This window comes from Bdellovibrio sp. HCB337 (genome assembly GCF_047302465.1).
Classification (GTDB): domain Bacteria; phylum Bdellovibrionota; class Bdellovibrionia; order Bdellovibrionales; family Bdellovibrionaceae; genus JACMRP01.
Map to the genome: position 1 here is coordinate 2,403,854 of NZ_CP178621.1, position 25,027 is coordinate 2,428,880.

The window sequence follows — 25,027 nt, forward strand, 5'->3', positions numbered from 1 at the left end:
AAACCTACTTCACGAATTTAATTTGAAACTTTTTGCCTTTAATGCGGCCCTCGCGGAGCTGATCAAAAGCCTGCTGCGCAACGGTGGCGGAAATCGCTACATATGCGAAATGATCGTGGATTTCGATTTTACCCACATCAGAGGAACTCAAACCGCCAGACTCGCCCGTCAGAGCCCCTAAAATATCGCCTGGGCGTAGTTTATCTTTGCGCCCCCCTGAAATAGACAGGGTTTGCATGCGAGACTCTCGTTGACTTTTACCAAGCCCATGCTGGTTTTTAAACCCTAAAGACGGCTTCACAAACTTGGCCTTCACGAAGCGCTCAAGCTCGACGATACGAAGAGCTTCGCGAGGACTCGCCAAAGAAACAGCCGTGCCTGTTTTACCAGCACGACCCGTGCGACCGATACGATGAACATACACTTCTGGCTGTTGCGGAAGATCGAAGTTTACGACAAGTTCTAGATTTTCAATATCAAGTCCGCGTGCTGCGACATCTGTAGCCACTAAAATACGATGACTGCCATTTCTAAAAAGAGCCATCACACGTTCACGCTCGCGTTGTTCAAGATCCCCATGAAGAGCTGCACAGCTCACATTTTGTGCCGCAATCTTCTCAGCAATGGCACTCACAGCTGCCTTGGTATTACAGAACACTATTGTGGATTCCGCTGGATGCTGCTGTAATACGCGCATCAAAACATTCAGTTTATCTTCAGGCTCGGTCTCATAGACGAGTTGCTCAATCAACGCTTTAGCCTCTTCAGGCTCTTCAATGACAAGCTTTACGGGATTTTTTTGAAAACGACGGCTTAGATCCTGAATGGATTCCGGGAATGTTGCTGAAAACAAAACCGTCTGTCGAACTGCCGGTACGAATTTCATGATGGCTTTCAATTCTTCCTCGAAGCCCATCTCTAACATTTTATCTGCTTCGTCTAAAACCAAAGTTTTTAAAGGGCTTAAATCCATGCGCCCACGCTGCAAATGATCTAGGACACGGCCTGTGGTTCCAACGGCAATATGGACACCATTTTCAAGAACGGCAGCCTGCTCACGTCCTGGTTGCCCACCCACAAGTGGCAACACTTGAAGACCTTCTAAACGACGTCCCAGCTTACGGATCTCGCCTACGACCTGAACAACCAATTCACGGGTTGGACATAAAATGACGGCTTGGAGTCCCCGGTCACGGATTTGGATTTTCTCAAGGATCGGCAATGCGAAGGTCGCGGTTTTTCCGCTGCCTGTTTTAGACTGACCAATCAGATCTTTGCCTGAAAGTAAAACAGGAATGCCTTCGGCCTGAATCGACGTCATGGTTTGAAAACCCAGTTCACCAACAACCGTTAGTAAATCCTGAGACAAAGAAAGTGATGCAAAGTCTGTTTGTTTCAAGCCATAACTCCGTAAAAAATGCGAGGTTCTTTTATAGCAAAAACCCCTCTTACAGGCCAAAGAAATCCGATTGAAGATCCCAGACAAAACGAGTAGCTTCTCGCCATGTCCTCGGTGAATCCTTTTTACACGTTTAACTACTCGCAACCGGAAGAATACCGTTTTTCCCACGATTCGGTGTTTTTAGCCCGTCAGGTTTTCGAGGCCATCAATCCCGATGAGATCGCCTCTCTAAAGGGGTTGGATTTATGCGCAGGCTGCGGAATCATCGGCTTGGACTTCATCTTTCATTGTCAAAAAGAACTAAGAACCAGCCCGCTATCGTTTGACTTCATCGAAGTCCAAGACATTTACCGAGAACACTTCAACCGCAATTCTCAAAATATTTCTGCAGATAAAACGTCGCTGCAGTTTTTAAATATCAACTACGCTGAACTTTTGAGTGAACCTTATCAAGCTCGTTATGATTTGATTGTTTGCAACCCTCCTTACTTCCGTCCGGGCCAGGGCAAAATGTCACCGTCTGAGTTTAAAAATCGTTGTCGCTTTTTCATCGATTCGGATTTCAAAACACTCTTGACCGCGATTGCACGCGCTCTTTCTCCGAAGGGACAGGCCTACGTCTTGTTAAGAAGTCTTGAAGATCATGGTTTTGATGCGCTCCAAGAAGCGCGCGAAATTCTCTCGGGAATCGGACATATTGAGCCATGGGCGGATATTCGCGGCACTCATGCCGTACGCATCACACGACACGGAACAATAATTCCTTCATAATTTTCAGCTAAGCAGAGACTTCGCAGAAAACTTCTTCTAAACTAGGCTATGGAAAAAATCTTTAAAGACTCTAAAGGCAATACTCTGAGCTACGGTGTGTGGGGCGACGTCAAACACCCGGCTATTTTGTTCTTTCACGGATTTCCTGGCTCCAATATCCAAGGCAGCGCGCTCACTGACGAGCTCAAAAAACATCAACTCTGCTTGATCGCAGCAGATCGCCCAGGTTACGGCGGTAGCTCTCCTTTGAAGGCATTGAGTGTGCATGAGCACATGGAAGGCTTGATTGAGCTTTTAGAGCTTCATGGAAAAAAAGAATTTTACGTCGTGGGCGTCTCTGGTGGAGCGCCGATGGCTCACATTATGGCGTCTGAGTACTTTACCCAAGTTCAGTCTTTAACGATTGTTTGCGGACTTGCGACGCCGAATACCGACACTTGGAAAAGTTTTGGAAAATTCCAACAGCGCGCGCTCACCATGCGAAAAATTGTTCCTGAATTTATTCTTCGTCCAATCATTAACAAAGTCCTTCGCAGGCACGGTCCTCACGAGCGTATTAAGCGCTTCTTAAGCACTCTCAATCAAACGGATCGCAATATTTTGAAGGACATTGAGAATTACAATTTAATGGTTGCTTCGATGACAGATGCGATTCGCCAAGGGGCACAGGGCATTTTGTGGGACTCAGCCCTCTTTAGCCAAGACTGGCTCACCGCCTATTGTGAAATGGATGCATTGGCAAAAATTCCCGTGAGTTACTACCATGGAACACAGGATTTTATTCTTAATTACAAAATGGCCGAGCAAATGAACAAGATGTTGCCACATTCCACACTTGAGATTTTCGACGGTGAAGGACACTACTCGCTGCCATTGACCAAACGTCCGCAGATTATTGAAAAACTTCTCTAGTCAGATCCGGCACTATTGATCTCGGGAGTGACCTCCTCTATAGTGCCGCCCATGCTTAAACTTATTATTACTTGTACCCTATTTTTCTTCCTGAGTCCGACATCAAGTTTTGCAGCACCATCAAACGATGAATACTTCGGCATGACCGAAGACTTTCCACCCTTTAACTTTCTTGATAAAGAAAAGGTCGTTGGTTATTCCACCGACGTGATTGATCTTGCTTTCAAGAAAGCGCAACTCAAAACCACTTTTACTCTATGGCCGTGGTTACGCGCTTTCAATCAAGCGAAAGACACTCCTAAGTACTACGTCTACTCAACTTCACGCACACCTGAACGTGAAAAGCAGTTTAAGTGGGTAGGCCCCATTGCTAAAGACAGCGTTTACCTGATGGTCCTCAAAGACTCTCCCATCAAGGACTCTGCGGACTTTAAGAGTTTGAAAAAGTATTCGGTTTCAGGCCAAGCCGGAGATCAACCAGTTCTGTTTCTGCAAAAGAATGGCTTTGATGTTTTTATCGCTGCGGATGAAGCAGCCCGTATGAAAATGTTCAAAGATAAGAAAATCGAAATGGACATCATGACAACTGGAAGCCAAGAGATCTACGAACAACTCTGGAATCTGAAGTATCGTCGTGTGGCCTTCTTGTATGACACTGACTACTGGGCGGCATTCAATGTGAATACACCAGATGCAGTAATCGCCAAGCTCAATAAAGCCGTGGCCGAAATGAAAAACAACGGCACTCTCGACAAGATTGCCGAGAAGTACCGAGCAAAATAAGAAAACTTAGTTAGGGCAAACGATTGTCAAAGCTTCGCCGTTAACATTCAAAGAAATGTTAAGAGCTTCAACACGGCTTTGAGATACAGAGTATGAACCGTTTTTAGCGTAAACATCGTAAGCGCCATCAACCAAAAGGATGCTCACGAAAGTGCCTTGAGCAGTCGTACCTGTATAGCGATAAGCAGCTAAGTCCAATCCTGGCTTAGTGATATCTTCAAGAACAACAGTTTCAGAGTTCAATTGGCAAGTAGGTGTAAAAGCAAAAGAAACGCCCGGAAGCAGCAACGCCGCAAGAATCAAAGTCTTCATAAGACCTCCTATATGGAGAGGCATAATATACTCATTGCGTTATAATTAAAAATGGATTATTATATATTTAATAATAACATTTTCTTATATTTATGAATCAACCAAACCTTTACCATCTTCAATACTTTATCACTGCCGCCCGCTTGGGCAGTGTCGCGGCTGCCGCTCAGGCTCTGTCTGTCAGCCAGCCCGCAATCAGCCAAGGCATTAAAAAGCTTGAAGAAATCTTCGAGTGCGAACTCCTGATTCACTCTAAAAACCGCTTTAAAATCACGCCTGAAGGGCAACTTCTTCTAGAACGCTCTGAAGGGGTTTTTGGAGCACTTGAAAACCTCAAGCAAGGCTTGAAGGGACTCCAGGGACAAGTCACGGGTCCTTTAAGAATCGCCACTTCTTCGAGTGCGGCCCAAACCACCCTACCCGGAGTCCTTACGCGGTTTCTAAAAAAGCACCCCGAAGTACGCCCCTTAGTCAGCATCGGTACCGCGCTTGAGATCGTAAATCATGTTAAAAGCGGCCGCTCTGAAATCGGGATCGTTGTTGATGACGGCAGCGTTCGCGGAGTCAGCGTTCAAATCTTGCACGAAGGCCACTTTCAATGTGTCGCAAGTTCGCGCTTAAACCAAGAAAACATCAAGCATCACTTTATTGCCACTCAAGAACGTCCCGGCGCTGAAGAGCTCAAAAAGGCGTACGAGAAAAAGTATGACGAACTTCCTCATATCAAAATGGAAGTTGAAAACTGGGAAGCGATTGCCGAGATGGCCCGCCAAGGAATGGGCATAGGTTTTATTCCAGATGTGATTGCGTCTGCGTGGAGCGGAGTGAAGCCCGTCGAAGAGCTGGAAGATATCGGTCGGAAAATCACTTACAAACTGATGCTCATCCACTCCGGAGAGCATCAGCTTTCAAAACAAGCTCAGGCCTTTATTGAGGCTGTGAGTTCTGAGGATCTTGGGACTCCTCGCTCATAATTTTGAGAAGCGCTTTGTCCACGGCTTGAGCAAGTTGCAATTTCTTTTGATTTGCCATCCAGCCAGAATTTTCTGCACGAACTTTGACGAGTTCCTGTTTCGCCACAGGGTCCTTGAAGAAGTTCAAAGCATTCGTTCCAGAGTCCCGCAGATCTTTGTCGCCGGATTTTAAGAGATCCAAAATTTGCGGCAAAGCAGGAGCTCCGATTTTACCTAACGTCTGACTACACCACTTACGCACTTCCGAATCTTGGTCACGTGCGCAAGTAATTGCGGTCTCGAGATTTGCGGTAGGTTCTTGGTTTTTAACGTCCATCTCAGCCAATGCACGTGCGGCAATGGGTTTTTCCAAACGTTTTGGCGTAATTACTTCCTGACGAATCGCCACGTATCCTGGGTCACCCAGGCATTCGAGCGCATCGATTGCTGGATCGTTGGCTTCGCCCGTTTTAATAGCGGCGACGATGCTTTCAATGTGCGGCTCTGCAATCTTGCGGCTTTCTTTAGGCAAGGAACAAATCATGCTGATAGCACGACGATTCGACGGAGAGTTTTCTCCGAGGTGCGTGGAAACATATTCCGCTACGAGGTCTTCGCGCTTAAGGTTGTGCACCAAAACTTTTGAAGCAACCCCACTGGCTTTTGAACTATCCAGCAAGCCCGTCAAACGCTTCATGGTCCACTTCGCTTCGTCCTCGCCAAGTTTTGGCAAAACGACCGAAGCTGCTTCGATCACTTCCAAAGGTTCGTTCTCGGAAATTCTTTTGACGATCAAATAGCCAATGCGCTTTACGTCTTCGCGTGAAAACTTCATCATCATACGAATCGAAGCCGCGCGCACGACCGCATTTGGATGGTCCGTCATGATCTTCGCTAATTTAGGCAAGCCTACAACGGACTTCATTTCTGCGCACTTCGTAGCTTGAATCGCCCAATAAACCACATCGTCTGGGCCATTGTGGATCAAAGATGCCTGAATGAGTTTATTTTTATCACTGCAAGATTTGCCGGATTTTGCAGCGTCATGCAGCTCTAACGCCACTTCGGACTTTGCCGCAATTTCGTGTTTTACGTCGCTGGTTTCATCACCAGCTTCTGCGGTAGGCACTTCTTCGGCTTTAGGAGCAGAAGGCACCATCACAAAATCAGGGCGACTGGCTTTGTAAGCAGTCAGAATTGTATTTCCCAGGAACATGGCTGTTACAGGAACCATTGCAAAAATAGGAATGCTCAACATAAAGGCCGAGAAGCGGCTGAAAGCAACACGTGAACACCATACAAGAATCGGTCCCATCACGCTGCGGATGATGACAAATAAACAGATCGCAAAAATCACAGGAATCACAACCGCATGCCAAACGACCGGTGCCCACGTCATTTGCCCTGCTAAAAAGAATCCATAACCAACACCTGCAACAATCACTGCACGCAGGAGCCAGCCCCATTGAGATTTTTTAAGACTGCTTGGAAGAGAATGCGCAATCCAGATTCCCGCTTTACTGAGAGTTTGAAAATTTGCATAGAAGCACAACACCACACCCACCCAGAGCGCATACCATGCGTACTGAGAGTACTGGTTCAAAAAAGCAAACTTAACGCCATCAACAACGATTGCGGCAATAATCAGGACAAAAAGCAGGAGCCATGGCAAAACCAATGCCCGCAGCACATTCATCTTCATGAAGCCTCCATTCCAAAGCTCCAAGATAAATTGCCACCGGGTCCAGGTCCAGCTCTCTCACACTTTTTGACGCGGCATTTTATGGGCGCAGGGCCTTGTGAACTAAGGACTTTTCGCCATTGTTGTACTTGGCTAAGTCCCCTTGACGGAAACGTTCAAGGCTTTCACGTAGCTGCTGATTGGTCATAGGGCGATGATGACGAGAAATATAAGCCTCGTCTTGTTTCTTTATCTCTACTAAAAGCGTATTGCCGATATCGTTCAGAACCGTCATGACTCCCAAAGTTTTGCGCGGAATCTCTTTGTCGATATCCGGTGCCCCTAAAAGCTTTTGAACCAGAGGCCACAGTGGCGTCTTACGGCTTGGCTGAACGATGTTTTTAGCAACCCAAGACTTTGGCGTATCATGGAATTTGTACTGAAGCTGATCCAACCAGCGCATCATTTCCGATAAGATGGCATCCTTGTGACGGGAATCTCGCACCAAGCGATAGTCCTTCCAGTCCAATACCATTTCAAAGTTCGGGTCTGTTTCCAAATCATCCGGAGTCACCAAACTTCCGCGCTGAAGACTCATCTTGCCTAAGAAATCATCATTTTTAAGATTCAATTGCGCAGGGAACATGGGAATCTTCAAAGCCCCCTTTGAAGCCTTGTCATAGGCATAGACCGCGACTTCCACGCAAGACATCACGCTATAGTCTTTGAAGTTCATATTGTAATCATAAGCGATGCGAGTGTTCGCCGCCTTCATCGCATAACCAGCCGCTGCAACGCCGAGTTCGGCGCTCTTTGGGCGTAACACCAACAAGCGCGCGTTCTCGTTTTTAAGCGCAAAATCCATTTCGTATTCTTTAGATCCCACACCCACATAAGCTTCGACGGTGCTTGGAACAAAGGTTTTTTGATCGACATTCACAAAGACGACGTGGCTGTAGTGCGAGTGATTGTCACTGATCTGAGAAATGATGGCACTGATAAAAGACACTCCGCGCGCTAACATCAAATCACCGCTTTTGAATACAAACTTTGGATCATCAAGATCTGTACGCACAAAATACGGAGGATAAGCTTTGCGGTTATAAATCGGCACCGCCTGCTTTTGGAAATCTAAATCCGCAGGATTTAAAGCCGCCACGTTATAGGCAAATTCACCAAGGTAATCTTCGCCGTCTCTGAGCATATGGAAGACATCGCGTGCTTGAAGAATGCAGTCCTTGCCCACTTCGCTCAATTTTTTATGAATACCTGATCGCAATTGCCAGAAAAGACCTGCTGTCTTTGCAGCGTTGGCCTTCAAATCGTCGTTGGTGTATGCATTCCAATCCAAGTTTTTAAGATTGGTTTGCAAGCTCCCTAAAATCGCACCACAACTGTCTTTGTTGTAATCGGGACTGCTAACGGTTGCGATATACTTCTGAGTTTCCTCTTGAATGATTGTCGAATCTGTCGACGAAGGTTTTCTAGAAGTCGAAGAACACTGAACGGAAAAAGTTAAAAGAGAAACTAACAAGACACGGATCATGAAAACCCCCATAGATCCATTTTTGGGGATTTTCTAAACAGGGTCTACGCGACCAAGGAAGGGTTCTCTTCTAAAGGAACACTTCCTCGGGCGGATCTTGCAGATTGTAATCCGAACGCATGACAAAACCATAAGCGCCGACATCTCCGATCACCAAGAAGTCCCCTTCTTGTAGCTCCGAGAGATCGCGATCCGAGGCCAAGAAGTCACCAGACTCGCAAATGGGACCAACAACGTCGTATTTCTTAGTGCCGTTCTCTGATTTTTCATTCAGAGTCCAGACCCGGTGATGCGCTCCATACAGAGTTGGACGGAGCAAGTGGTGCATGCCCGTATCGACGATGGCAAAATTCTTTACCGATGTTTTTTTCAAATACTGCACTTGTGTTAGCAAAACTCCGGCATGGGCAACTAGCCAACGTCCGGGCTCTGTTTGAATTTTCGCACGCAGGCCTTTGAGTTCTGTGAAAACAATGTTCGCATAATCCTGCAACAATTTTTCTTCAGCTTCGATTTCCTGAGTGTCGTAGAAAATCCCAAGACCGCCACCAACGTCAAAGGTGTCGCAACTTGGAAATTCTTTTTGCAGATCTTCATACACCGGACGCAACAACTTCAAAGCATCACGGAAACCCGACAGATTGTGCATTTGCGATCCCAGATGCAAACTCACACCTTTGAAAATCAGGCACTCAGAGTTTTCTTTTAGGACCGTTTTTAACTCTGGCAAATCCGTAAAGGCCATGCCGAATTTATTATTGTGCAAGCCTGTTGCGATATACGGATGGGTCTCGATATCCACATCAGGATTCAGGCGGAAAACCACATTGGTCTTCTTGTTCATTTCTTTGGCAATCTTAGCAATTCGACGAAGCTCTGGAATGCTTTCAACATTGATTTGTTCTAAACCCATTTCCAAAGTTTGACGGATCTCTTTATGAGTCTTGCCGACTCCGCTATAGATCAAGGCTTGGGGTTTAAATCCGCACTCTTGAGCACGACGGATTTCTCCGCCACTGACAACATCCAAGCCACAACCAAGGCTGTGAAGACATTGTAAAACCTGCGGGTGAGAATTCGCTTTCATCGCGTAATAAACTTGCACTCCAGGCAGCGCTTTTTGGAAAATCTGAACCCGCTCTTTGAGGATATCCAAATCGTAAACATAAGTGGGCCTTTGGTAGTTACTTACCAATGAAAAGAGGGCCTTTTTTTGGGGGCCTAGCACCAATTTTTGCTTCTCATATTGCAAATACAACTTCGCTTTTGACATCTCTCATCCTCATGAGGTTTTATGGGACCTCTTGTGAGTCTAACGAGAAGGACGACTTATGAAAACATCTGTTTTTGGATATAGCTCTTTGGGACTACCCATCATAGCCTACGAGTTCCGTAACTCAGGCCCCGAAGTTCTAATTTTAGGCGGAGTCCACGGCGATGAGGTTGAGGGTGTTCTGGCTGCGCAGGCTCTATTGGGCCGCTTCATGGAGTCCTTCCCGTATCATCTGAATCTCGTTTTGGTTCCCCAATTCAATATCGAAGGGGTCATGAATAAAACCCGCGGCAACGCCCGTGGCGTCGACTTAAACCGTAACTTGAAGACTAAAGATTGGTCTCCTGAAGTAAAAACTCCACGTTATCATCCAGGGCCTGCTGCTGGCAGCGAGCCTGAAAACCAAGCTTTGATGAAATATATCGACGAGAAAAAACCAAAATGGATTTTGTCTTTGCACTCATGGCATCCGGTTTTGAACGTCAATGGGGATTGCCGGGCCGAGGCCGAAGTTTTGGCAAAACACACAGGTTATAAAATCGATGATGATATCGGCTATCCGACTCCGGGTTGTTTGGGGACGTATGCGGGACTTGAGCGCACGTCGCCAACTTTGACTTATGAAATTGAACGCGGCCAGGATCACGCGGCCATCTTAAAGATGCATGTGCCAGCGATTTTGGAAGCCTTGAAAGTGACTGAGAAAAGGAAGTAAACATGGACTTTGCAAATTCAATTCTACAAATCTGGGACGAAGTGCAAGCAGGAGCAAAAATCGACGATCTTTCTTTTGATAAGAAAGCCGCGATTGAACAAACTATTCAAGGCCTGGACACAGGTACACTGCGTGTTTGTGAAAAAATCGAAGGCCAATGGACCACCAATGAGTGGATCAAAAAAGGCATTCTGCTTTACTTCCGTTTGCAAAAAATGAGTTTGATGCAAGCCGGAGATTTTAATTACTACGACAAAATCCCAGTAAAAAAATGGAATGGCAGCGAAGGTGTTCGCGCTGTTCCACATGCGATCGCTCGTAAAGGTTCTTTCGTTGAAAGTGGCGCGATCTTGATGCCCTCTTATGTAAACATCGGCGCTTACGTAGGGTCTGGCACAATGGTGGATACATGGGCGACTGTGGGCTCTTGCGCACAAATCGGTAAAAACGTTCACTTGTCAGGTGGCGTAGGTATTGGCGGCGTTCTTGAACCTATTCAAGCAAGTCCCGTGATTGTTGAAGACAACGCGTTCATTGGCAGTCGCTGTATCGTTGTTGAAGGTGCCGTGATCGAAGAAGGCGCTGTCTTAGGTGCCGGCGTGACGATCACTGCTTCTACAAAAATTATCGATGTAACGGGCGCTCAAGAAAAAGTCTACAACGGACGAGTTCCTAAAAACTCCGTTGTCATTCCTGGTACTGTGATGAAGAAGTTCGCGGCCGGCGAATACGGCACTCCGTGCGCATTGATCATCGGCCAAAGAAAGCCAAGCACGGACTTGAAGACATCTTTGACAGATGCTCTTCGCGACTTCCAAGTTTCGGTTTAGTTTTTTACACGAAGGGCGCGAGCCGGCTCGATTTCAGTAGAAGTTCGAGCCGGATACCAAGCTCCGCCCAAACAAACCAAAAGCCCGACAATCAGGACTCCCCAGATTAAGTTCACGTCCACAAGGGCTGGAACCTGAGAGTCATAATAAATATCCGGCAACACATTGATCGGATTTTTCTCGATATACAAACTTAATGCAGTCCCGAGAACCACCCCTGGAATAATCCCAATTGCAGAAAGCATCATTCCCATCTGAGTGAAAATCTTAACCGTGCGCTGACTAGAAAGACCCAGCGTTTTTAGAATCGCAATATCGCGTTTCTTTTGCGACATCAAAAGTGCGAGTACTGACAAAATAGAACTTGCAGCAATAAGACCGGCAAGGCCTAAGAAAACACCGATCATCAATTTTTCAAGTTTCAGCGCAAAGAACAAAACAGAGTTACGATCCATCCATGTCTCTGCCATGACATCGCTGAATTTTTCCACTTCTGTTTTAAGGTCCTCGAGATTTTTTCCGTCTGGAGTCCAAACCTCGATCCCTACTTTGCGACTTGCAGCCGATGCCAAAGTATTGAGCGTTGCGTTTCTTTGATAAAACACAAATTGCGAATCAAGGTCCGCAAGGTTCGTCGAAATAATTTTACTAATACGAACCTTTTCAAATTTCGGAGACTCGCCTGGTGGCAATAACAAGCCCTCTGGCGGAACGATTGTCAGGTAGTCGCCTTCGAAAACTCCGAGAGACCGAGCTAAATCTACGCCAAGCACCACTTCACCTTTGCCGGGAAGCTCTTCGGGGCTCCAGAACTGAACATTTTCGTGCTGCTTTTTCTTCGAGTCTTCCATCTTATGAAGCTGCTCGACCATGAATTTTAGACTCTCTTGGCTGACTCCGCGGGCGATGGCCCCATGGAACTGTCCGTCCATCGTGCGTAAGATCACATCTTGAGTTTCATAAACGTAGGCTTTGTTCTCGGGTGTTTCTTTCAGACGTTGAAAGACCGGATGTATTTCTAAAAGATTGCCACGACTGACACCGTTTACAGTCACATACAAGTGGGGTTCCAAAGACAAAATGCGTTTATGAATGCTGGCGTTCATGCCGTTCATTACAAATAGCACCACTAGAAACGCTGTCACACTCAAAGCGATGGCACCAACTGAAAGCCATGCCAGACGTTTAACGAGAGCCCCTGCTCTTTTTGAAAAAATAAAATGACTGAAAAAATCTCGAACGAGCATCCCACCATTGTCGTGGGACCTATTGGCTTTGACCACCAAAAAGTATGTGCGCGCCCTGTGTGGCGCGCCGCGCCGGCAAGGCGCTTAGTTTTTCATGCAGGTGGCTTTTGATACATCACAAAAAGACAAAACGGTGTGACTTTGGCATTTCGCCATTACTTCCTTGCGTGCATCTTCTTCTGTATTACCCATGCCCCAGAAGCGATTTCCCATAGATTGAAGTTTGCAAGAGTAGGTACCCGTAATTTTAATCCCGCCTTCGCCCGTTTGCAGAGCCAAAGTGCCTTCGTTCGGATTTTTGTCGTTGGGATTAATGACTTTAAGACCGCAGCCGACCACTAGGAATCCGGCTAGACTGAATGCTAATACTAAATTTGTTTTTTTCACGCGCTCATCCTGTTCGCTTCTTTGATCTAAAAATCATATCCAACAAGATGAGCTCTTCGCAAATATTTTAGTTTTTTAAGGACCTCAGCACTTGCTCAGAAAACTCCTGAGTGTCTTTGACAGGTGCTCCTGATTTGGCCTTTTGAATCAGAACAGCGACAAGGGCTTTTTGCTGTTCTGTGCTTTGAGTTTGTTTCTTCAAAACTCCTGCAAACCATCGACCTTCGGCGTAGGGATCAACTCCCCCATTGGTCTTGATAAAGCGATCCACTTGTACCAACCAGTCGCTGTAGATCGGATACTTTGGAATCAATCCCATTTTTTTAAACGCAACAGACGCTCTTAGGACAGTGTCATCTTTAACATTTCTAGCTTGGTTGATGTCGGCAAATTCACCGATCTTTCTGACAGACCAGTTGGTTTCGCTTGCAGTCCTATCGACCCCGAATGCAAAACTCGCCAATAAATCTGCAACACCTTCATAAACAGGCTTTGGCCAGAACGGAATGCTTCCGTCTGTTGAGCTCGTCACGCCCGAGCGACGACTCGCGTTTTCAAAAACAAGATGGGCGTATTCATGCGCAACAGTGAGTTGGAAGGATTCTTTGTCGTCCTTCATTTCAAGCATGCCAATACGAAGAGATGACTCCAAAGGCTCTTGATAACTATCGATGATCGAGATTGGGACCTGCAGAACTTTTCCGTTCTTTCCTTTGATAGCTGCTTCAAACATCAATTTAATTTTGACCTTTGGAACCCAATCATCGGAAGAAACTAAATTATTTACGCGCTCAACAGATTCCCCCGCCCAGGACATGTACTTGGGATCTGAAGGGATTTCTTGAAACTGCAAATCCGTGCGGGCCGCCAAGAAACTATCGGCGCTAAATTTCAGATTTTTCAATTCAACGACTTCGACGACCGTCTTAGTGGGGTTTAAAGGAGGCTTTGTGCTGCTAACGCAGCTAATCACTGACAGGAGTAAGAGAGCGGCAAGAAATCTCATGGGATAGAAGGCTATTAGCCATGAGCCGCACTGTAAAGAAAAGAAATACAGTAAAAATAAAAAAGCCCCTTACAGAGTAAGAGGCTTTTTAAGCGTAGAACTTTAAATTCTATCTAGATACTATCTAGACAAGAATTTGCAGTACCAACCAGCAAAGTTGCCACCGATACCAGAGTCAACAGTGATAGTTTCGCCAGCACCAACAGTAGCGTTAACAGCTTGTTGGAATTGTACATCACGCTCTTTACCAGCGCGTCTTTCCAAAGCGAAAACAACCCATTTCATGTTCTTTGCAGAACCGTTGTTTTCGAAAGAGCAGTGGTATTCGCCACCAGAGAAAGAAAGTGTGCCGTAGTGGCTAGCTGCAGATGCAGAGAAAGATACAAGCAAAGATGCAAGTACGATGATAGTTTTCATTTGAGAACCCCCATTAGTAATGTTTGAGCACAACCTAGTGGGGAGTGTTTATTTTGGTCAACTTCCAGGCCGAAGATTTTTCGAAACGAAAAGCAATTGATAATCAAATGCACTTAAGTGGAACAGATATTAAAAGACGGGGTCGATTTTTTCGTCAACCCTACTTCTTTTCCTCGCTGGCCGCAGGTTTGCGGGCAGCCTTGGCCTCTTCATCCTTCACTTCTTGGACGCTGCCGCGCATGAATACACTCTTCTGCATTGCCTTTAACATAATGACAGTTTCATTCAATGCTTCCACCGCACGCTTGGTAGCTTGCGGGAGTTCTGGTCCCACCGCGTTTAACGCTGGGCCCAATACTTTGAAGTCACGAGTCAAAGTATTCAGGTTCTTACTCATCTGAGCAATGTCCTTAGCCAACTCTGGGTTTTCGCGATTTAGCTCCGGCAAAATATTATTTAACTCCTGAGTCGTTACAGCCAAGTTACTGACAACGCTTTGAAGGTTGCCCTTGTGAGTCGCCTGACGACTGAGCTTCGTCATCTCTGCTGCCATGACTTCAACACTTGCTAAGAGTGGATCCAAGCGGTCGAAGATGCGCACCAAAGACTGCGTACGATCTTTGCTGGTCAAAGCTTGCACCATGCTAGATAGATTCTCGAGAGTAGAGCTCAGCTTCGCCAAATGTGTGCCCAAAGATTTACCACTGAGCAAACTCATGATGTCCATAGTTTCATTCGACGCCAATGTATGATGTTGTGGCACCAACGGAGAAACTTCGCTTCCTACAGTTACTTCTAAAACGCGGTCCCCGATAATAAATGGACGAATCAACTGAGTTGTACTGTCCTGACGGATACGCGGTTGAAATTTACCTAAGACATAAAAGCTAACTTTGATTTTATTATCTTGCTGAAGTTCGACGTCTTCAACGGCGCCGGCGCGAAGACCCGCCATTTGCACTAAAGTGCCTGGATGAATCCCGTCGGCATTTTCAAACATCGTCGAATAGTGAATTTTCGTTGCAAACCAACCTTGTCGAATGGCTACGCTCACAGCCGTGACAAGCACGCCGCCGATCGCGAGTAAAACGAAAGCCCCTGCAACTCGTTCAAACTTATTGAACTTGTGCTTCATAGGTGAACCACCTTCTTGTCCTGCTCTACTGTCTGAAGATAAATCTGACCGTCATCGATATGAATAATTTGGTAATTGAATAAGCTCATGTATTTTTCATCATAAGAACTCATGAAGATGTGCTTCAGGTGCCCTTCTTTTCTGAGAGTATGAATATAGTCTACGAAGGTATAAAGAGTGTCCTGACCAAGACCTACAGAAGGGTCATCCATTAAAAGCACTTGCGGGCGCATCACCAAAGCACGAAGCAAGCAAGTTAGCTTTCTTACGCGACCTGGGATATGAGCCGGTCTTTCATGGGCAAATTTATTAATATCAAATAATTTAATGATCTCTTCAACGCGCTCTTTCGCCTCATTCATAGGGATCAATTTGTGATAAGCCAAAGGCAACATCAAATTGTCATACACGGTACGGTTGCTAATCAAACCACCGTAATCAAACGTGTAACCGATCGCCAAACGGTATGGCAAAAATTCTTCGAAAGACATATCAAGAACGTTTTGATCGTTGATATAGAAAAAACCAGATTGTGGATTCAAAAGGCCTGCCAAAACTTGCAAAAGGCTTGATTTACCTTGGCCCTCAGTCCCCTTCACCCATACGACTTCATTCATTGGGAATTCGAAGTCGGCATTACGAATCAACGCAGTTTGTCCTTCGTGGGCAAATGTCAGAGCTTCAAACTTCATACTATCAATTTTTAAGTTATTGTTCTCTGCCATTAGACAACTCCCAGTCTTTGTAGTTGGTTCAAATAGAATAGCGCCGTAACCGTGAGGTTAAACACCACCACGTAGATCACGCTATTCACCACGGCTTGCGTGGTGACCTGAGGAACTTCATGCGGACTCTTCTTGACCGATAGGCCCTGATAGCAAGAAACCACAAAGATGATCATTCCACTGAAACTGTTCTTAGCTAAAAAGATGAGAAGATCTTCTTGAGCAAAACCTCTCATTAAAGAATCTAGATAGAACGTGAACGGCATATCCTGCAAAAACTTCGTCAGGAAGAAACCACCAATGAGTGCAAGCACGTTAAAATAAAACGCCAAACAGAGAACACTGATCACGCCACCTAAAACACGGGGGAAAACAATGAAACTAAGCGGATTAATACCCATGCTCTCGAGGGCTTCGATCTCACGATTTGCACGCATATTGCCGATTTCACTGGCCACCGCAGTTCCAGAACGCGCAATCACCACAAGGGCGACAAGGAGTGGTCCTGCTTCACGAACCACCATCACGATCAGGAAATTCCCGATCATTTGAGTTCCGCCAAGAAGACTTAAATTTGCCATGGATTGCAAAACCAAAACGCTTCCCGTTGCTAACGCCATCACAGAAATCAAAGGCAATGCTTGCCAGCCTGTGAAATAGATTTGCGCCGAGATCACGCTAACGATCGTGCGGAAACCTTGTGCCTGATCCAGCACAGCTGCACGCATAGACAAATACACCATAAGAAGAACTCTCAAGGTGTAATCAATATTTTTCGTCACAGAACGACCCAAAGCACATATACGCGCATCGAGTCTTAGCCATAAACTTCCCATGTGATTTTTATCGGCAAAGTGCCCTCAAAACCACACAAGACCTTGGTCGATTAGTAGGCCCAGAGAGAGTAAAAAAGTGATTTCAGTGCCTCAAAAGAGGCCTCGAAAAAGCCAACTTCATACCGACCAGCAACAACAGCGTGTTTAATGATTTCGATATTCTCAGGAAACGCCCCTCGGAAGGTCTTGTAAGAGCGATGCATGTGCAATCTGGAAGTAACCAAAATAATATCACGGCAACGAAGTGCTTCGACAATAGAAAGACTCTGCTGAGCATTTCCGTAAGTGGTTTCAGAGCGTTTTTCTAACACCACATCATCCTCACGAAGTGTCCCGTAGAAACTCCACACCGGCATGATTTCACGCAAGCGTGAGTTCGGATTTACACCCGAGATAATTAACTTTTTCACATGTTGATTAGAAAGAAGATCAAAGCCCTCACGCACCCTGCCCGCGCCTCCGGTAAGAACGACGGCGCAATCGGCAGTATGAGTTTGCGTCCAGGACGTCACCGGTTCATCAATGACATCCCTGTATTCAGAGCTAAAACGAAATAGAATCGCCAAGGCCAAGACCAGCAAGGCCCAAAAGCTCTTCTTGCGGATAAGGGTTTTTACGAACTCGTTAGCGATGAGCTAAAACCTCAATTTCAACATTCACGCCTTTTGGCAAAGCTGCAACAGCCACCGTCGAACGAGCTGGAGGCTCAGACGTAAAGGCTTTGGCATATACTTCGTTTACAGTCGCAAAATCGCTCATGCTAGTGATGAAGATCGTAGTTTTTACGATGTGGCCGAAGTTCATATCAGCTGCTTTCAAAACTCCTTCGATGTTTTTCATAACCATCTCAGTTTGAGTTTTGATATCACCCGTGAAAACTTCGTTAGTTTGCGGGTTGATAGGAATTTGACCAGAGCAAAACAAGAAAGAACCCATTTGCACGGCTTGAGAATAAGGACCAATGGCTTTAGGAGCTTGATCTGTAGAGATAATTTTTTTCATTTAGGACCCCTTAGAAGTAGAAAATTACAGCCGCTTGGAATGGGCTATCACCGATAGTTCTGAAACGTACGTCGTCCAAAGAAACGACTCCAACTCCGCCTTGGAAAGAGAAACTTAAATTCTCAAGACCTGCGAAGAAGAATTCCGCCCCAAAAAGACCGCTCAAATAAAAGCCAGATTGTTTGTCTGTTGCAATTTCTTGGTTGATCAAGCCAAGCTCGCCACCCATGAAAAAGTTCATATTGTCTTCTTTGAAAATGATGCGGCGAACGCCCCCGTTCAAAGAGAACGCAGAGTTGTCTTTGCGCGTGTCAATTCCCAAACCACCGGTCAAACCGATCTCTGGAGTTGGATAATAACTCACCGCCATAGAAGGAATGTTGATCGAAGTATCGTTCTTCACCCCGATACCAAGGCGATTCGCGAGCTCTTTCGCCGAAGCCGTGTTCGAAAACAATGATGTTGCAACCAAAATGCTTAAAAAAGCAGCTGTTAAACGCATAGATGTCTCCTTGAAATCAGCTGCCTATTAAAGTCCAAAAAGCTGTGGAAATTCAAGCGCAAATAAGTCTTGCCGCAAAAATAGGTGAAGTTTAAGAAATACTGAGTCATCCGACATATTGGAATACTGGCAATGTGAAGAAGAAGGTAGAGCCCTTTCCAGGCTGAGACTCCGCCCATATCTTCCCACCGTGAAGCTCTATGATCCTTCGGCACGTTGCGAGGCCAATTCCAGCTCCCGGCTGGTCGGTCTTATTTTCGAGCCTTTTATAAAGTTTGAAAATCTCTTCGGTGTCTTTAGTTTCAAATCCAACACCATTATCTTTGATGGAAACAGTCCAAGCTTTTGGATTTGTTTCGAGGATCGAGATTTTTATTTCTGGGCCTGAAGCTCCCCGATACTTAATAGAGTTAGAGATCAAATTCTGAAAAACCAGGGACAATAAATTAAAATCTCCTGTGATTTCAGGCAAAGTACCATACTCTATCCGGGCAGAATTTTTCTCTACGAGATCTGTTAAATTTTGTACGGCTGCTTGAAGCACGTCTGCTAATAACACTTTTTGAAACTTTGTCTTTGATTTGCTCAAACGCGCATACTCAAGGAGGCTGATGACAAGGCTCCTCATCCTTGTCAGGGTTTGCTCCATATAGCCAATATACTCCTCAACTTCGTGCGGCGAATTCCCTGGAACACTTTCCCGCACAAGACCTAACAAACTAGTGACCGTGGCTAATGGAGAATTCAGATCATGAGCTGCAACCATCGCGAATTCATCCAGGTCTCGATTGCTGGCTTCAACCTTGGCAATCGTTTCTTGCAACCGAATATTCTGAACTTTTTCAAACTCGGTCGCGGCCAGAGACATAGCGACGTCAATGGTTCTATCTATAAATCTATGAGTTTCGGGGGCAAGAGAAATTCCTTTCTGAAGCTCCGCTATAATAATCTCGCGAACAAGCCCAAACTCCAACAAAAGACGAGAGAGAGGATAGCCTTCAACAATAGCCTTTTCCCCACCGTAAAGTTTCGACATGGCATGTTCTGTTAATTTTTCTGGAGCTGAATCTGTTTGCTGCAACATCAAAGAAAGCTCATCAATGAAAATTCCAAGTGCTTTCGCAATCACTGGAAGCTTATCCCCGTCTATTTTCAAATTTCTTTCGGCGATCTTCTGTTCCCAAATTGTCTTGATTTTGTCGCGATTTTTGGACAGAAACACACCCGCCAAAGTTCGGTTGGAATTCAAATCACTTCGAATTGTTTCAAAATCCATATCGTCTCCAAACATTCTTTTAACACTCGCTCTGCTAGTACCCAAGTTGTTTAAAGACAAAAAGTGATTGCATGACAGTTTTTCGCAAACATCTATATTTTTAGTCCAAATCGACTCCAATCGATGTGACCTGATCAAAAAAATCTTTCTTAAATAGTTCTAGCTTTTCAAGCTAAAAGGTAGCTTATAGATACATAACCGTCGTTCTCGTAATTCATTAGATGCTCTATTGTCTTTCTGCGAATGGCCTAAAGTGCTTTTACAGGAGGCAAAAATGGGAAAAAAAATATACGTTGGAAACTTATCGTTCAGTATCGATGATCAATCACTAGTTGATTTGTTCTCGCAATTTGGACAAGTTGATTCTGCAAAAATTGTCATGGATCGCGACTCAGGCCGCAGCAAAGGTTTTGCTTTTGTTGAAATGTCAGCTGAAGCAGACGCACAAGCTGCCATTGAAAAACTGAATGGCGCTGATCACTCTGGTAGAGCTTTGAACGTTAGCGAAGCAAAACCAATGGTTCCGCGAGATAACAACCGCAGCGGCGGACGTCGTAACTTTGGTGACCGTCCTCGCTACTAAAAGTTTTTCCTTTCTCTGAAAGGAGGAACCTATGGCGAAAGATGACCTCGTCAGTTTTGAAGGAAAAGTATCCAATCTATCCGGTGGTGGTGTGTTTTTTATCACTCTAGACAATGGAGTTGATATTTCTGCCAAGCTTTGCGGAAAGATGAAAAGATTCAAAATTAAAGTCGTGACTGGAGATCGAGTGACTGTCGGACTATCACCTTACGATCCTACACACGGCCTTATTCTCCATCGACACAAATTCTAGATTTATCTAATACTTGGTTTTCTATAAATTTGTGAAATGCTTCCGATGGTAATAACATAGAGGATGGGGTGAACACTCCTCATCCTCTGTTATTTAACCAATCTATGACTTTAAAATCAGGTCCAAAACTCAATAAAGCACTTGAATCCGTTTTCCAGAGGTTTTTAAATATTCCTGAGAAGGAGCCTCTATGAAAAATCCGCAAATGATCTTTATCAACTTGCCAACGACCAACCTTGAACGATCAAAAGCATTCTATCAAGCCATTGGTTTTACTTACAATCCACAATTCTCGGATGAAACCGGCATTTGCATGGTTTTGTCAGAGACGATTTTCGTCATGGTGCTTACTCACCCGAAATGGAAACAGTTTACAACGAAGACGATCCCTGATGCTAAAACTTCAGCGCAAGTGATGCTCGCGATCTCTAGCGACAGCAAAAGCAACGTCGATGCAATTGTTAAAAAAGCCGCTCAGGCCGGTGGAAAAGCGGACCCACTTCCGGCTCAAGATTTAGATTTCATGTATGGTCGTATCTTTGAAGATCCAGATGGACACATTTGGGAGTCTTATTGGATGGATATGTCGGCTCTTCCGCCGCAAGGATAACACAAGCATCTCGCAAATAAAAAAGGCACAGTTCTTAGCTGTGCCTTTTTTAGGTCTTACTTCTGTTGAAGCTTTAAGTAGGCTCCACCATCTTTAGAGTTGTCTTTAATCAACTCTGAATAGTGCAAACGTCTTTGCAATGTAGCTGTCAGCTCGTCTGAAATAAAGAGGGCGATGTTGATCGCGCCATGATTTGATTCATAAGCAACCAAAGTATTCGCAACACCGTTTTCGTTTGTTGCAACATGAACTCGATAGGTGCAGTTGTCGAAACCTTGGAAAGATCTTCTGGTAGAAACTTTAGATCCCGGAATAGAAACAACATATTCTGTCGGGCTTTGCACTTTCACTGTCGCATTGACAGATTTTTCAAAAGTATCACCACCAATCATTGAATTACGATGGCAGTACAAAGTCGCACGTACGGCCTCGATTTGTAATTCTTTAGAAACGATAACTACGCCAAACGGTTTTACTGTGGAAGTTTCAGCCAATGCTGATTGAGCTAATGACAACATTGAAACCGCAAAAATCAAAAAACTCTTTTTCATAAGTTCCCTTGCTTTCTCCGACTTCACGTCGAGAGGATGTTTTAAAAACTGGGAAATTTATATCTTAAAAAACAAATTTCATGTGATTTTTTTTGACCTCGTGAACTTTTTTTCCCTCTAGAAAGAACATGAGAATTGATCGTATCGCTATTGCGAAAAGACCACTCACCGACGTGGTCAAAACATCACCTCAGTGAATGTCCCCGAGGCTTTCTCGTGTTCCGCGTCCTCGCGTCGTCCCGTTGTACGAGGCCTTCTGCAAACATAAATCACAACAACGACCCAGGACTTAGATCCCTCTGACGCCCGTCCAGAACTTGGTGTTCGCCCGGGCTCTAAGACCTGAAATACGCCTCGAGATCCGCACCAGTAGCGGAAAACAAGTATTCTAGGAGCACCACAAACTCCCACATTCAAGGCGGTATCGATGATGACGAGAATTGTTGTTTTAATAGCCTTTTTTGCCCTATTTCAAGTCTCCTGTGCTGGTCATAAGGTAACAACCCCGACAAACATCCCTGCTTCAGAAGAGAATAACGGCGCCGAAACTCCTGCTGAAGAAACCCCCGAAGTTCCAGACAACCCGGCAGTAACACCGACACCTGCACCAACTCCTGCGGCTACTCCGACTCCTCTTCCTACTCCGGCGTCTAATGAGCTCTTGGATATTTTCCATCAGTGGAAAACGCACTATAAAGTTTCAGAGCCTTATACAAAGGTGACTGACAACAACGGCAAAGGTTTTGAAGATCTCTATGGTACTCGTAACTTTAGAGCTGTTCTGCATGGTGTGTACTATCGTGGGGGCGCAAATAATAAGTATCATCGAGACAATCCTCGCGATAACATGAATCCACTACCAAGTGATGGACTTAAAAACCTCTGCGAAGAGGGATTCTCGACGGCAATTTATTACTATGCAACCAACTACTCTGGAGCACCGAAAGCTACAAACTGCGGAAGCGGTTCTGATAAGCACTCTTTGAATTACAAACAAGTCACGGCACTGACGTCTGCGAATCACAAAACGATCTTGCAACTGATCCATGATCGCATCAAAGGAAAGCTTCCTGGCCCTATTTACGGTCACTGCTGGAATGGCTGGCATGCTTCAGGATTAATCGCCGCGATTTCACTGCGCCAATTCTGCGATTGGACACCTACAGAAGCGCGCAACTATTGGCGCAAAAACACAGACGGCAACACTTCTGGCTATGAAAAAGTCGAAGCGATGGTCGTCGATTTCAAACCAATTAGTTCTTTAAAGATTTCCGCAGCGGAACAAGCGGTGATCTGTCCTTCGAAATAACTAGGTTAGAGCTCTCAGACTCTTCGCAATTTGGCGGTGCAGACTCTGCTCCGCCGAATGCTGCCGCTGCACCAAGAACACACTCTGCTTACGATCTTTCTGTGAAATCGGCGAATCAAGTTCGATCAATCTAAATTCCGGCAAAAGAGTCTTGTTGTGCAAGCTCACGACGAACTCTGGCAAATACGCAACAGACAGGCCTTGACGGCAAAGTTCCATCGCAGATTCCATCATCGCAACCCGGTATTGAATATTCCGGGTAAATTTATGGTCTGGCCAGCCATCAAGCCCCTGAACTTTTGAAGGCGTTCCTTCCGAGGGCAATAGTGGTACTACAAATGGCAACTCTACCAAAGGTGTCCCTCTAAACTTTTTTAACCCAAACACGCCCATTTTAATTTTTGCTACTTCAACAAAATCAACACCCGCCTTCGGGATTGGCGCATAAGTAATCCCAATATCCACCTTATCCTCAGCAATAGCTTGCTCGAGTTGACCTGGGCTGTATTCATGAAGCTCCAAGGCGTTGAGCTCTACATGTTTTGTAAGATGTCCTAAGAAGTAGGTGGTAAAAACCTCGAAAGAGCCTATACGGGTCGGAGGTTTTTCGTTGTCTGTTCGTAAAAGATTTTCAGGAACCTTCAACCATTGATCCAAAAGACCGGCTGTCGAGTATTTAAAGCGATATCCGGCCGACGTCAGTCTAAGCCCCCGTCCCTCAGGCTCCAAGAGCTTGATACCCACTTCTTGTTCTAATAAGCGGAGCGCTTTCGAAAGCGCCGGTTGAGAGATATGTAGGACCTCACAGGCCTTCACCAAAGATCCTGTTTCTGCAAAGACATGAAAATAACGAACGCGATATATATCCATAAGTTATGCTTCTACAACTTTAATGAACTTATATTCAAGTTAATTTCATCGTAAATATGAGTTCAGAACTCAAATCATTTGCAAGTAAATATAACTGCAAAGGCTTTATCACACGAAACAATCTCTTGAGATGATTGGGTCCCACGGATGTAACGTTCATCAGCATCCATTGTACAAGCTGTAAGGGCTAAAAGTGACAAGAGCAGAAACGATTTCATAGAGGTCTCCGTTGTGTTTGCGCAACCTAGGAGATGCCATGTATTGGGTCAAGCCCTAAACCACCCTGTGTACTTCACCAAAACTCTTTACATAGTTTTGACCTCCCAATCCGCGATTTTTTATCATCGCCGGATGGAGGATTTATGAAGCATCTATTTGTATTTTTTATGTTGATTGCCAGCACAGCCAGTGCCGCCATTCAAACAGAGGTTGTGAATTATAAAGACGGCAATACAGACCTTGAAGGCTATATCGCTTATGATGACAAGTTCACGGGGCCTCGTCCCGTGGTGTATATCGTTCACCAGTGGACCGGAGTCAGTGACTACGAACAAATGCGGGCTCGAATGATTGCCGAACTTGGCTATGTGGGTTTTGCTATCGATGTCTATGGCAAAGGAATTCGCCCGACAGATCCGGCAGAACGTACTCGTCTGTCTGATTTTTACAAAGCCGGTAACCGAGCCCTTTTCCGACAACGTGAAATGGCGGCGCTTGAATACGCAAAAACAGACAGCCGCATGGATGCCTCAAAGGCCGTTGCCATTGGCTATTGTTTTGGCGGAACAGGAGCATTGGAACTGGCCCGTGCAGGAGCTGCCATCCTCGGAGCGGTTAGCTTCCACGGAGCTTTAACTAATCCGAATCCCCAAGACGTAGCCAATATGAAAATGCCGACAATGGTTCATCATGGAGCTATAGATCCCTTTGTGCCGCCAACAGAGGTTATGGCCTTTATCAATGAAATGAACACTGCCAAGGTGGACTATGCCTTCACCTCTTATGCCAATGCCGTTCATTCATTCACGGATAAAAATGCAGGCAATGACCCCTCAAAGGGAGCTGCTTACGACGAAAAAGCCGACAAGCGTTCTTGGAGCTCTCTTGTGGCGTTCTTAAAAGAAGTCTTTGGCGAATAAA

30 protein-coding genes are annotated in these 25,027 nt (G+C 45.4%); 11 read left to right on the forward strand and 19 right to left on the reverse strand.

The window, feature by feature from the left end:
- Positions 1–4: 4 nt before the first annotated feature.
- Entirely contained in the window at positions 5–1,399 is a 1,395-nt protein-coding gene (gene dbpA / locus ACLWBB_RS11565) for an ATP-dependent RNA helicase DbpA (RefSeq protein ID WP_413287671.1), read from the reverse strand.
- 105 nt (positions 1,400–1,504) lie between these two features.
- Here dbpA and ACLWBB_RS11570 point away from each other — a divergent pair, with 105 nt between their 5' ends.
- Genes ACLWBB_RS11570 through ACLWBB_RS11580 form a run of 3 tightly spaced genes read left to right on the forward strand, consistent with a single transcriptional unit; the run spans position 1,505 to position 3,868 of the window.
- A complete protein-coding gene (locus ACLWBB_RS11570) occupies positions 1,505–2,173 on the forward strand; it encodes a methyltransferase (RefSeq protein ID WP_413287672.1) in 669 nt (222 codons plus the stop codon).
- A gap of 48 nt (positions 2,174–2,221) precedes the next feature.
- Positions 2,222–3,085, forward strand: a complete 864-nt coding sequence (locus tag ACLWBB_RS11575; protein ID WP_413287673.1) for an alpha/beta fold hydrolase — start codon at positions 2,222–2,224, stop codon at positions 3,083–3,085.
- A gap of 51 nt (positions 3,086–3,136) precedes the next feature.
- Entirely contained in the window at positions 3,137–3,868 is a 732-nt protein-coding gene (locus ACLWBB_RS11580; RefSeq protein WP_413287674.1) for a substrate-binding periplasmic protein, read from the forward strand.
- 6 nt (positions 3,869–3,874) lie between these two features.
- Here the strand turns inward: ACLWBB_RS11580 and ACLWBB_RS11585 are convergent, their stop codons facing one another.
- Complete coding sequence (locus tag ACLWBB_RS11585; protein ID WP_413287675.1) at positions 3,875–4,180, reverse strand: hypothetical protein; 306 nt, start codon at positions 4,178–4,180, stop codon at positions 3,875–3,877.
- Positions 4,181–4,272: 92 nt separating this feature from the next.
- Between ACLWBB_RS11585 and ACLWBB_RS11590 the strand changes: the two genes are divergently transcribed.
- On the forward strand, positions 4,273–5,154 hold the full coding sequence (locus ACLWBB_RS11590) for a LysR family transcriptional regulator (RefSeq protein ID WP_413287676.1): 882 nt from the start codon (positions 4,273–4,275) through the stop codon (positions 5,152–5,154).
- On the opposite strand, the gene ACLWBB_RS11595 is transcribed toward ACLWBB_RS11590, so the two are convergent.
- The 3 genes from ACLWBB_RS11595 to lysA all read right to left on the reverse strand — a co-directional run bounded on the left by ACLWBB_RS11595 (position 5,108) and on the right by lysA (position 9,633).
- Positions 5,108–6,835, reverse strand: coding sequence for a HEAT repeat domain-containing protein (locus tag ACLWBB_RS11595; RefSeq protein WP_413287677.1), 1,728 nt, complete (start codon positions 6,833–6,835; stop codon positions 5,108–5,110). The two genes, ACLWBB_RS11590 and ACLWBB_RS11595, sit on opposite strands and share 47 nt — an antisense overlap.
- Positions 6,836–6,914: 79 nt before the next feature.
- The gene (locus ACLWBB_RS11600; RefSeq protein WP_413287678.1) at positions 6,915–8,360 is read right to left on the reverse strand and encodes a hypothetical protein; all 1,446 of its coding nucleotides are present in this window, start codon (positions 8,358–8,360) and stop codon (positions 6,915–6,917) included.
- 70 nt (positions 8,361–8,430) lie between these two features.
- Positions 8,431–9,633: a diaminopimelate decarboxylase gene (gene lysA, locus ACLWBB_RS11605; RefSeq protein WP_413287679.1), complete on the reverse strand. Its 1,203-nt coding sequence runs from the start codon at positions 9,631–9,633 to the stop codon at positions 8,431–8,433.
- 58 nt (positions 9,634–9,691) lie between these two features.
- Between lysA and ACLWBB_RS11610 the strand changes: the two genes are divergently transcribed.
- Together ACLWBB_RS11610 and ACLWBB_RS11615 are read left to right on the forward strand one after the other, a co-directional pair.
- The gene (locus ACLWBB_RS11610) at positions 9,692–10,348 is read left to right on the forward strand and encodes a M14 family zinc carboxypeptidase (RefSeq protein ID WP_413287680.1); all 657 of its coding nucleotides are present in this window, start codon (positions 9,692–9,694) and stop codon (positions 10,346–10,348) included.
- A gap of 2 nt (positions 10,349–10,350) precedes the next feature.
- Positions 10,351–11,178 carry a 2,3,4,5-tetrahydropyridine-2,6-dicarboxylate N-succinyltransferase gene (locus tag ACLWBB_RS11615; protein ID WP_413287681.1) on the forward strand — a complete coding sequence of 276 codons (828 nt, stop codon included), beginning with the start codon at positions 10,351–10,353 and terminating at the stop codon, positions 11,176–11,178.
- Here the strand turns inward: ACLWBB_RS11615 and ACLWBB_RS11620 are convergent.
- The 11 genes from ACLWBB_RS11620 to ACLWBB_RS11670 form a co-directional block, all read right to left on the reverse strand.
- On the reverse strand, positions 11,175–12,425 hold the full coding sequence (locus tag ACLWBB_RS11620) for an FtsX-like permease family protein (protein WP_413287682.1): 1,251 nt from the start codon (positions 12,423–12,425) through the stop codon (positions 11,175–11,177). The two genes, ACLWBB_RS11615 and ACLWBB_RS11620, sit on opposite strands and share 4 nt — an antisense overlap.
- Positions 12,426–12,509: 84 nt before the next feature.
- The gene (locus ACLWBB_RS11625; RefSeq protein WP_413287683.1) at positions 12,510–12,812 is read right to left on the reverse strand and encodes a hypothetical protein; all 303 of its coding nucleotides are present in this window, start codon (positions 12,810–12,812) and stop codon (positions 12,510–12,512) included.
- A gap of 67 nt (positions 12,813–12,879) precedes the next feature.
- Positions 12,880–13,818: a hypothetical protein gene (locus ACLWBB_RS11630; RefSeq protein WP_413287684.1), complete on the reverse strand. Its 939-nt coding sequence runs from the start codon at positions 13,816–13,818 to the stop codon at positions 12,880–12,882.
- A 120-nt stretch (positions 13,819–13,938) separates the two neighbouring features.
- Positions 13,939–14,235, reverse strand: coding sequence for a hypothetical protein (locus ACLWBB_RS11635; protein WP_413287685.1), 297 nt, complete (start codon positions 14,233–14,235; stop codon positions 13,939–13,941).
- A gap of 160 nt (positions 14,236–14,395) precedes the next feature.
- The gene (locus ACLWBB_RS11640; RefSeq protein WP_413287686.1) at positions 14,396–15,370 is read right to left on the reverse strand and encodes an MlaD family protein; all 975 of its coding nucleotides are present in this window, start codon (positions 15,368–15,370) and stop codon (positions 14,396–14,398) included.
- Positions 15,367–16,095: an ATP-binding cassette domain-containing protein gene (locus tag ACLWBB_RS11645; RefSeq protein WP_413287687.1), complete on the reverse strand. Its 729-nt coding sequence runs from the start codon at positions 16,093–16,095 to the stop codon at positions 15,367–15,369. Before ACLWBB_RS11645 ends, ACLWBB_RS11640 begins: the two co-directional genes overlap by 4 nt.
- Positions 16,095–16,931 carry an ABC transporter permease gene (locus ACLWBB_RS11650; RefSeq protein ID WP_413287688.1) on the reverse strand — a complete coding sequence of 279 codons (837 nt, stop codon included), beginning with the start codon at positions 16,929–16,931 and terminating at the stop codon, positions 16,095–16,097. The genes ACLWBB_RS11645 and ACLWBB_RS11650 overlap by 1 nt, the downstream gene beginning before the upstream one ends.
- A gap of 50 nt (positions 16,932–16,981) precedes the next feature.
- Entirely contained in the window at positions 16,982–17,497 is a 516-nt protein-coding gene (locus tag ACLWBB_RS11655) for a YdcF family protein (RefSeq protein ID WP_413287689.1), read from the reverse strand.
- Between the two features lie 58 nt (positions 17,498–17,555).
- Positions 17,556–17,933, reverse strand: coding sequence for a RidA family protein (locus tag ACLWBB_RS11660; protein WP_413287690.1), 378 nt, complete (start codon positions 17,931–17,933; stop codon positions 17,556–17,558).
- Positions 17,934–17,943: 10 nt separating this feature from the next.
- Positions 17,944–18,435, reverse strand: a complete 492-nt coding sequence (locus tag ACLWBB_RS11665; RefSeq protein ID WP_413287691.1) for an organic solvent tolerance protein — start codon at positions 18,433–18,435, stop codon at positions 17,944–17,946.
- Positions 18,436–18,541: 106 nt separating this feature from the next.
- Positions 18,542–19,711: a sensor histidine kinase gene (locus ACLWBB_RS11670; protein ID WP_413287692.1), complete on the reverse strand. Its 1,170-nt coding sequence runs from the start codon at positions 19,709–19,711 to the stop codon at positions 18,542–18,544.
- Positions 19,712–19,985: 274 nt separating this feature from the next.
- On the opposite strand from ACLWBB_RS11670, the gene ACLWBB_RS11675 reads away from it, so the two are divergent.
- From ACLWBB_RS11675 to ACLWBB_RS11685, 3 genes are all read left to right on the forward strand, one after another.
- Positions 19,986–20,294: an RNA recognition motif domain-containing protein gene (locus ACLWBB_RS11675; protein ID WP_413287693.1), complete on the forward strand. Its 309-nt coding sequence runs from the start codon at positions 19,986–19,988 to the stop codon at positions 20,292–20,294.
- Positions 20,295–20,325: 31 nt separating this feature from the next.
- Entirely contained in the window at positions 20,326–20,547 is a 222-nt protein-coding gene (gene infA / locus ACLWBB_RS11680) for a translation initiation factor IF-1 (protein WP_413287694.1), read from the forward strand.
- 190 nt (positions 20,548–20,737) lie between these two features.
- Positions 20,738–21,157, forward strand: a complete 420-nt coding sequence (locus ACLWBB_RS11685) for a VOC family protein (RefSeq protein ID WP_413287695.1) — start codon at positions 20,738–20,740, stop codon at positions 21,155–21,157.
- 56 nt (positions 21,158–21,213) lie between these two features.
- On the opposite strand, the gene ACLWBB_RS11690 is transcribed toward ACLWBB_RS11685, so the two are convergent.
- Positions 21,214–21,708: a hypothetical protein gene (locus ACLWBB_RS11690; RefSeq protein ID WP_413287696.1), complete on the reverse strand. Its 495-nt coding sequence runs from the start codon at positions 21,706–21,708 to the stop codon at positions 21,214–21,216.
- A gap of 427 nt (positions 21,709–22,135) precedes the next feature.
- Here ACLWBB_RS11690 and ACLWBB_RS11695 point away from each other — a divergent pair, with 427 nt between their 5' ends.
- Positions 22,136–23,017: a hypothetical protein gene (locus ACLWBB_RS11695; protein ID WP_413287697.1), complete on the forward strand. Its 882-nt coding sequence runs from the start codon at positions 22,136–22,138 to the stop codon at positions 23,015–23,017.
- Here ACLWBB_RS11695 and ACLWBB_RS11700 read toward each other — a convergent pair whose 3' ends face one another.
- Together ACLWBB_RS11700 and ACLWBB_RS11705 are read right to left on the reverse strand one after the other, a co-directional pair.
- Positions 23,018–23,887, reverse strand: a complete 870-nt coding sequence (locus tag ACLWBB_RS11700; protein ID WP_413287698.1) for a LysR family transcriptional regulator — start codon at positions 23,885–23,887, stop codon at positions 23,018–23,020.
- Between the two features lie 74 nt (positions 23,888–23,961).
- The gene (locus ACLWBB_RS11705) at positions 23,962–24,105 is read right to left on the reverse strand and encodes a hypothetical protein (RefSeq protein WP_413287699.1); all 144 of its coding nucleotides are present in this window, start codon (positions 24,103–24,105) and stop codon (positions 23,962–23,964) included.
- Positions 24,106–24,249: 144 nt separating this feature from the next.
- On the opposite strand from ACLWBB_RS11705, the gene ACLWBB_RS11710 reads away from it, so the two are divergent.
- Entirely contained in the window at positions 24,250–25,026 is a 777-nt protein-coding gene (locus tag ACLWBB_RS11710) for a dienelactone hydrolase family protein (RefSeq protein ID WP_413287700.1), read from the forward strand.
- Position 25,027 lies beyond the last annotated feature (1 nt).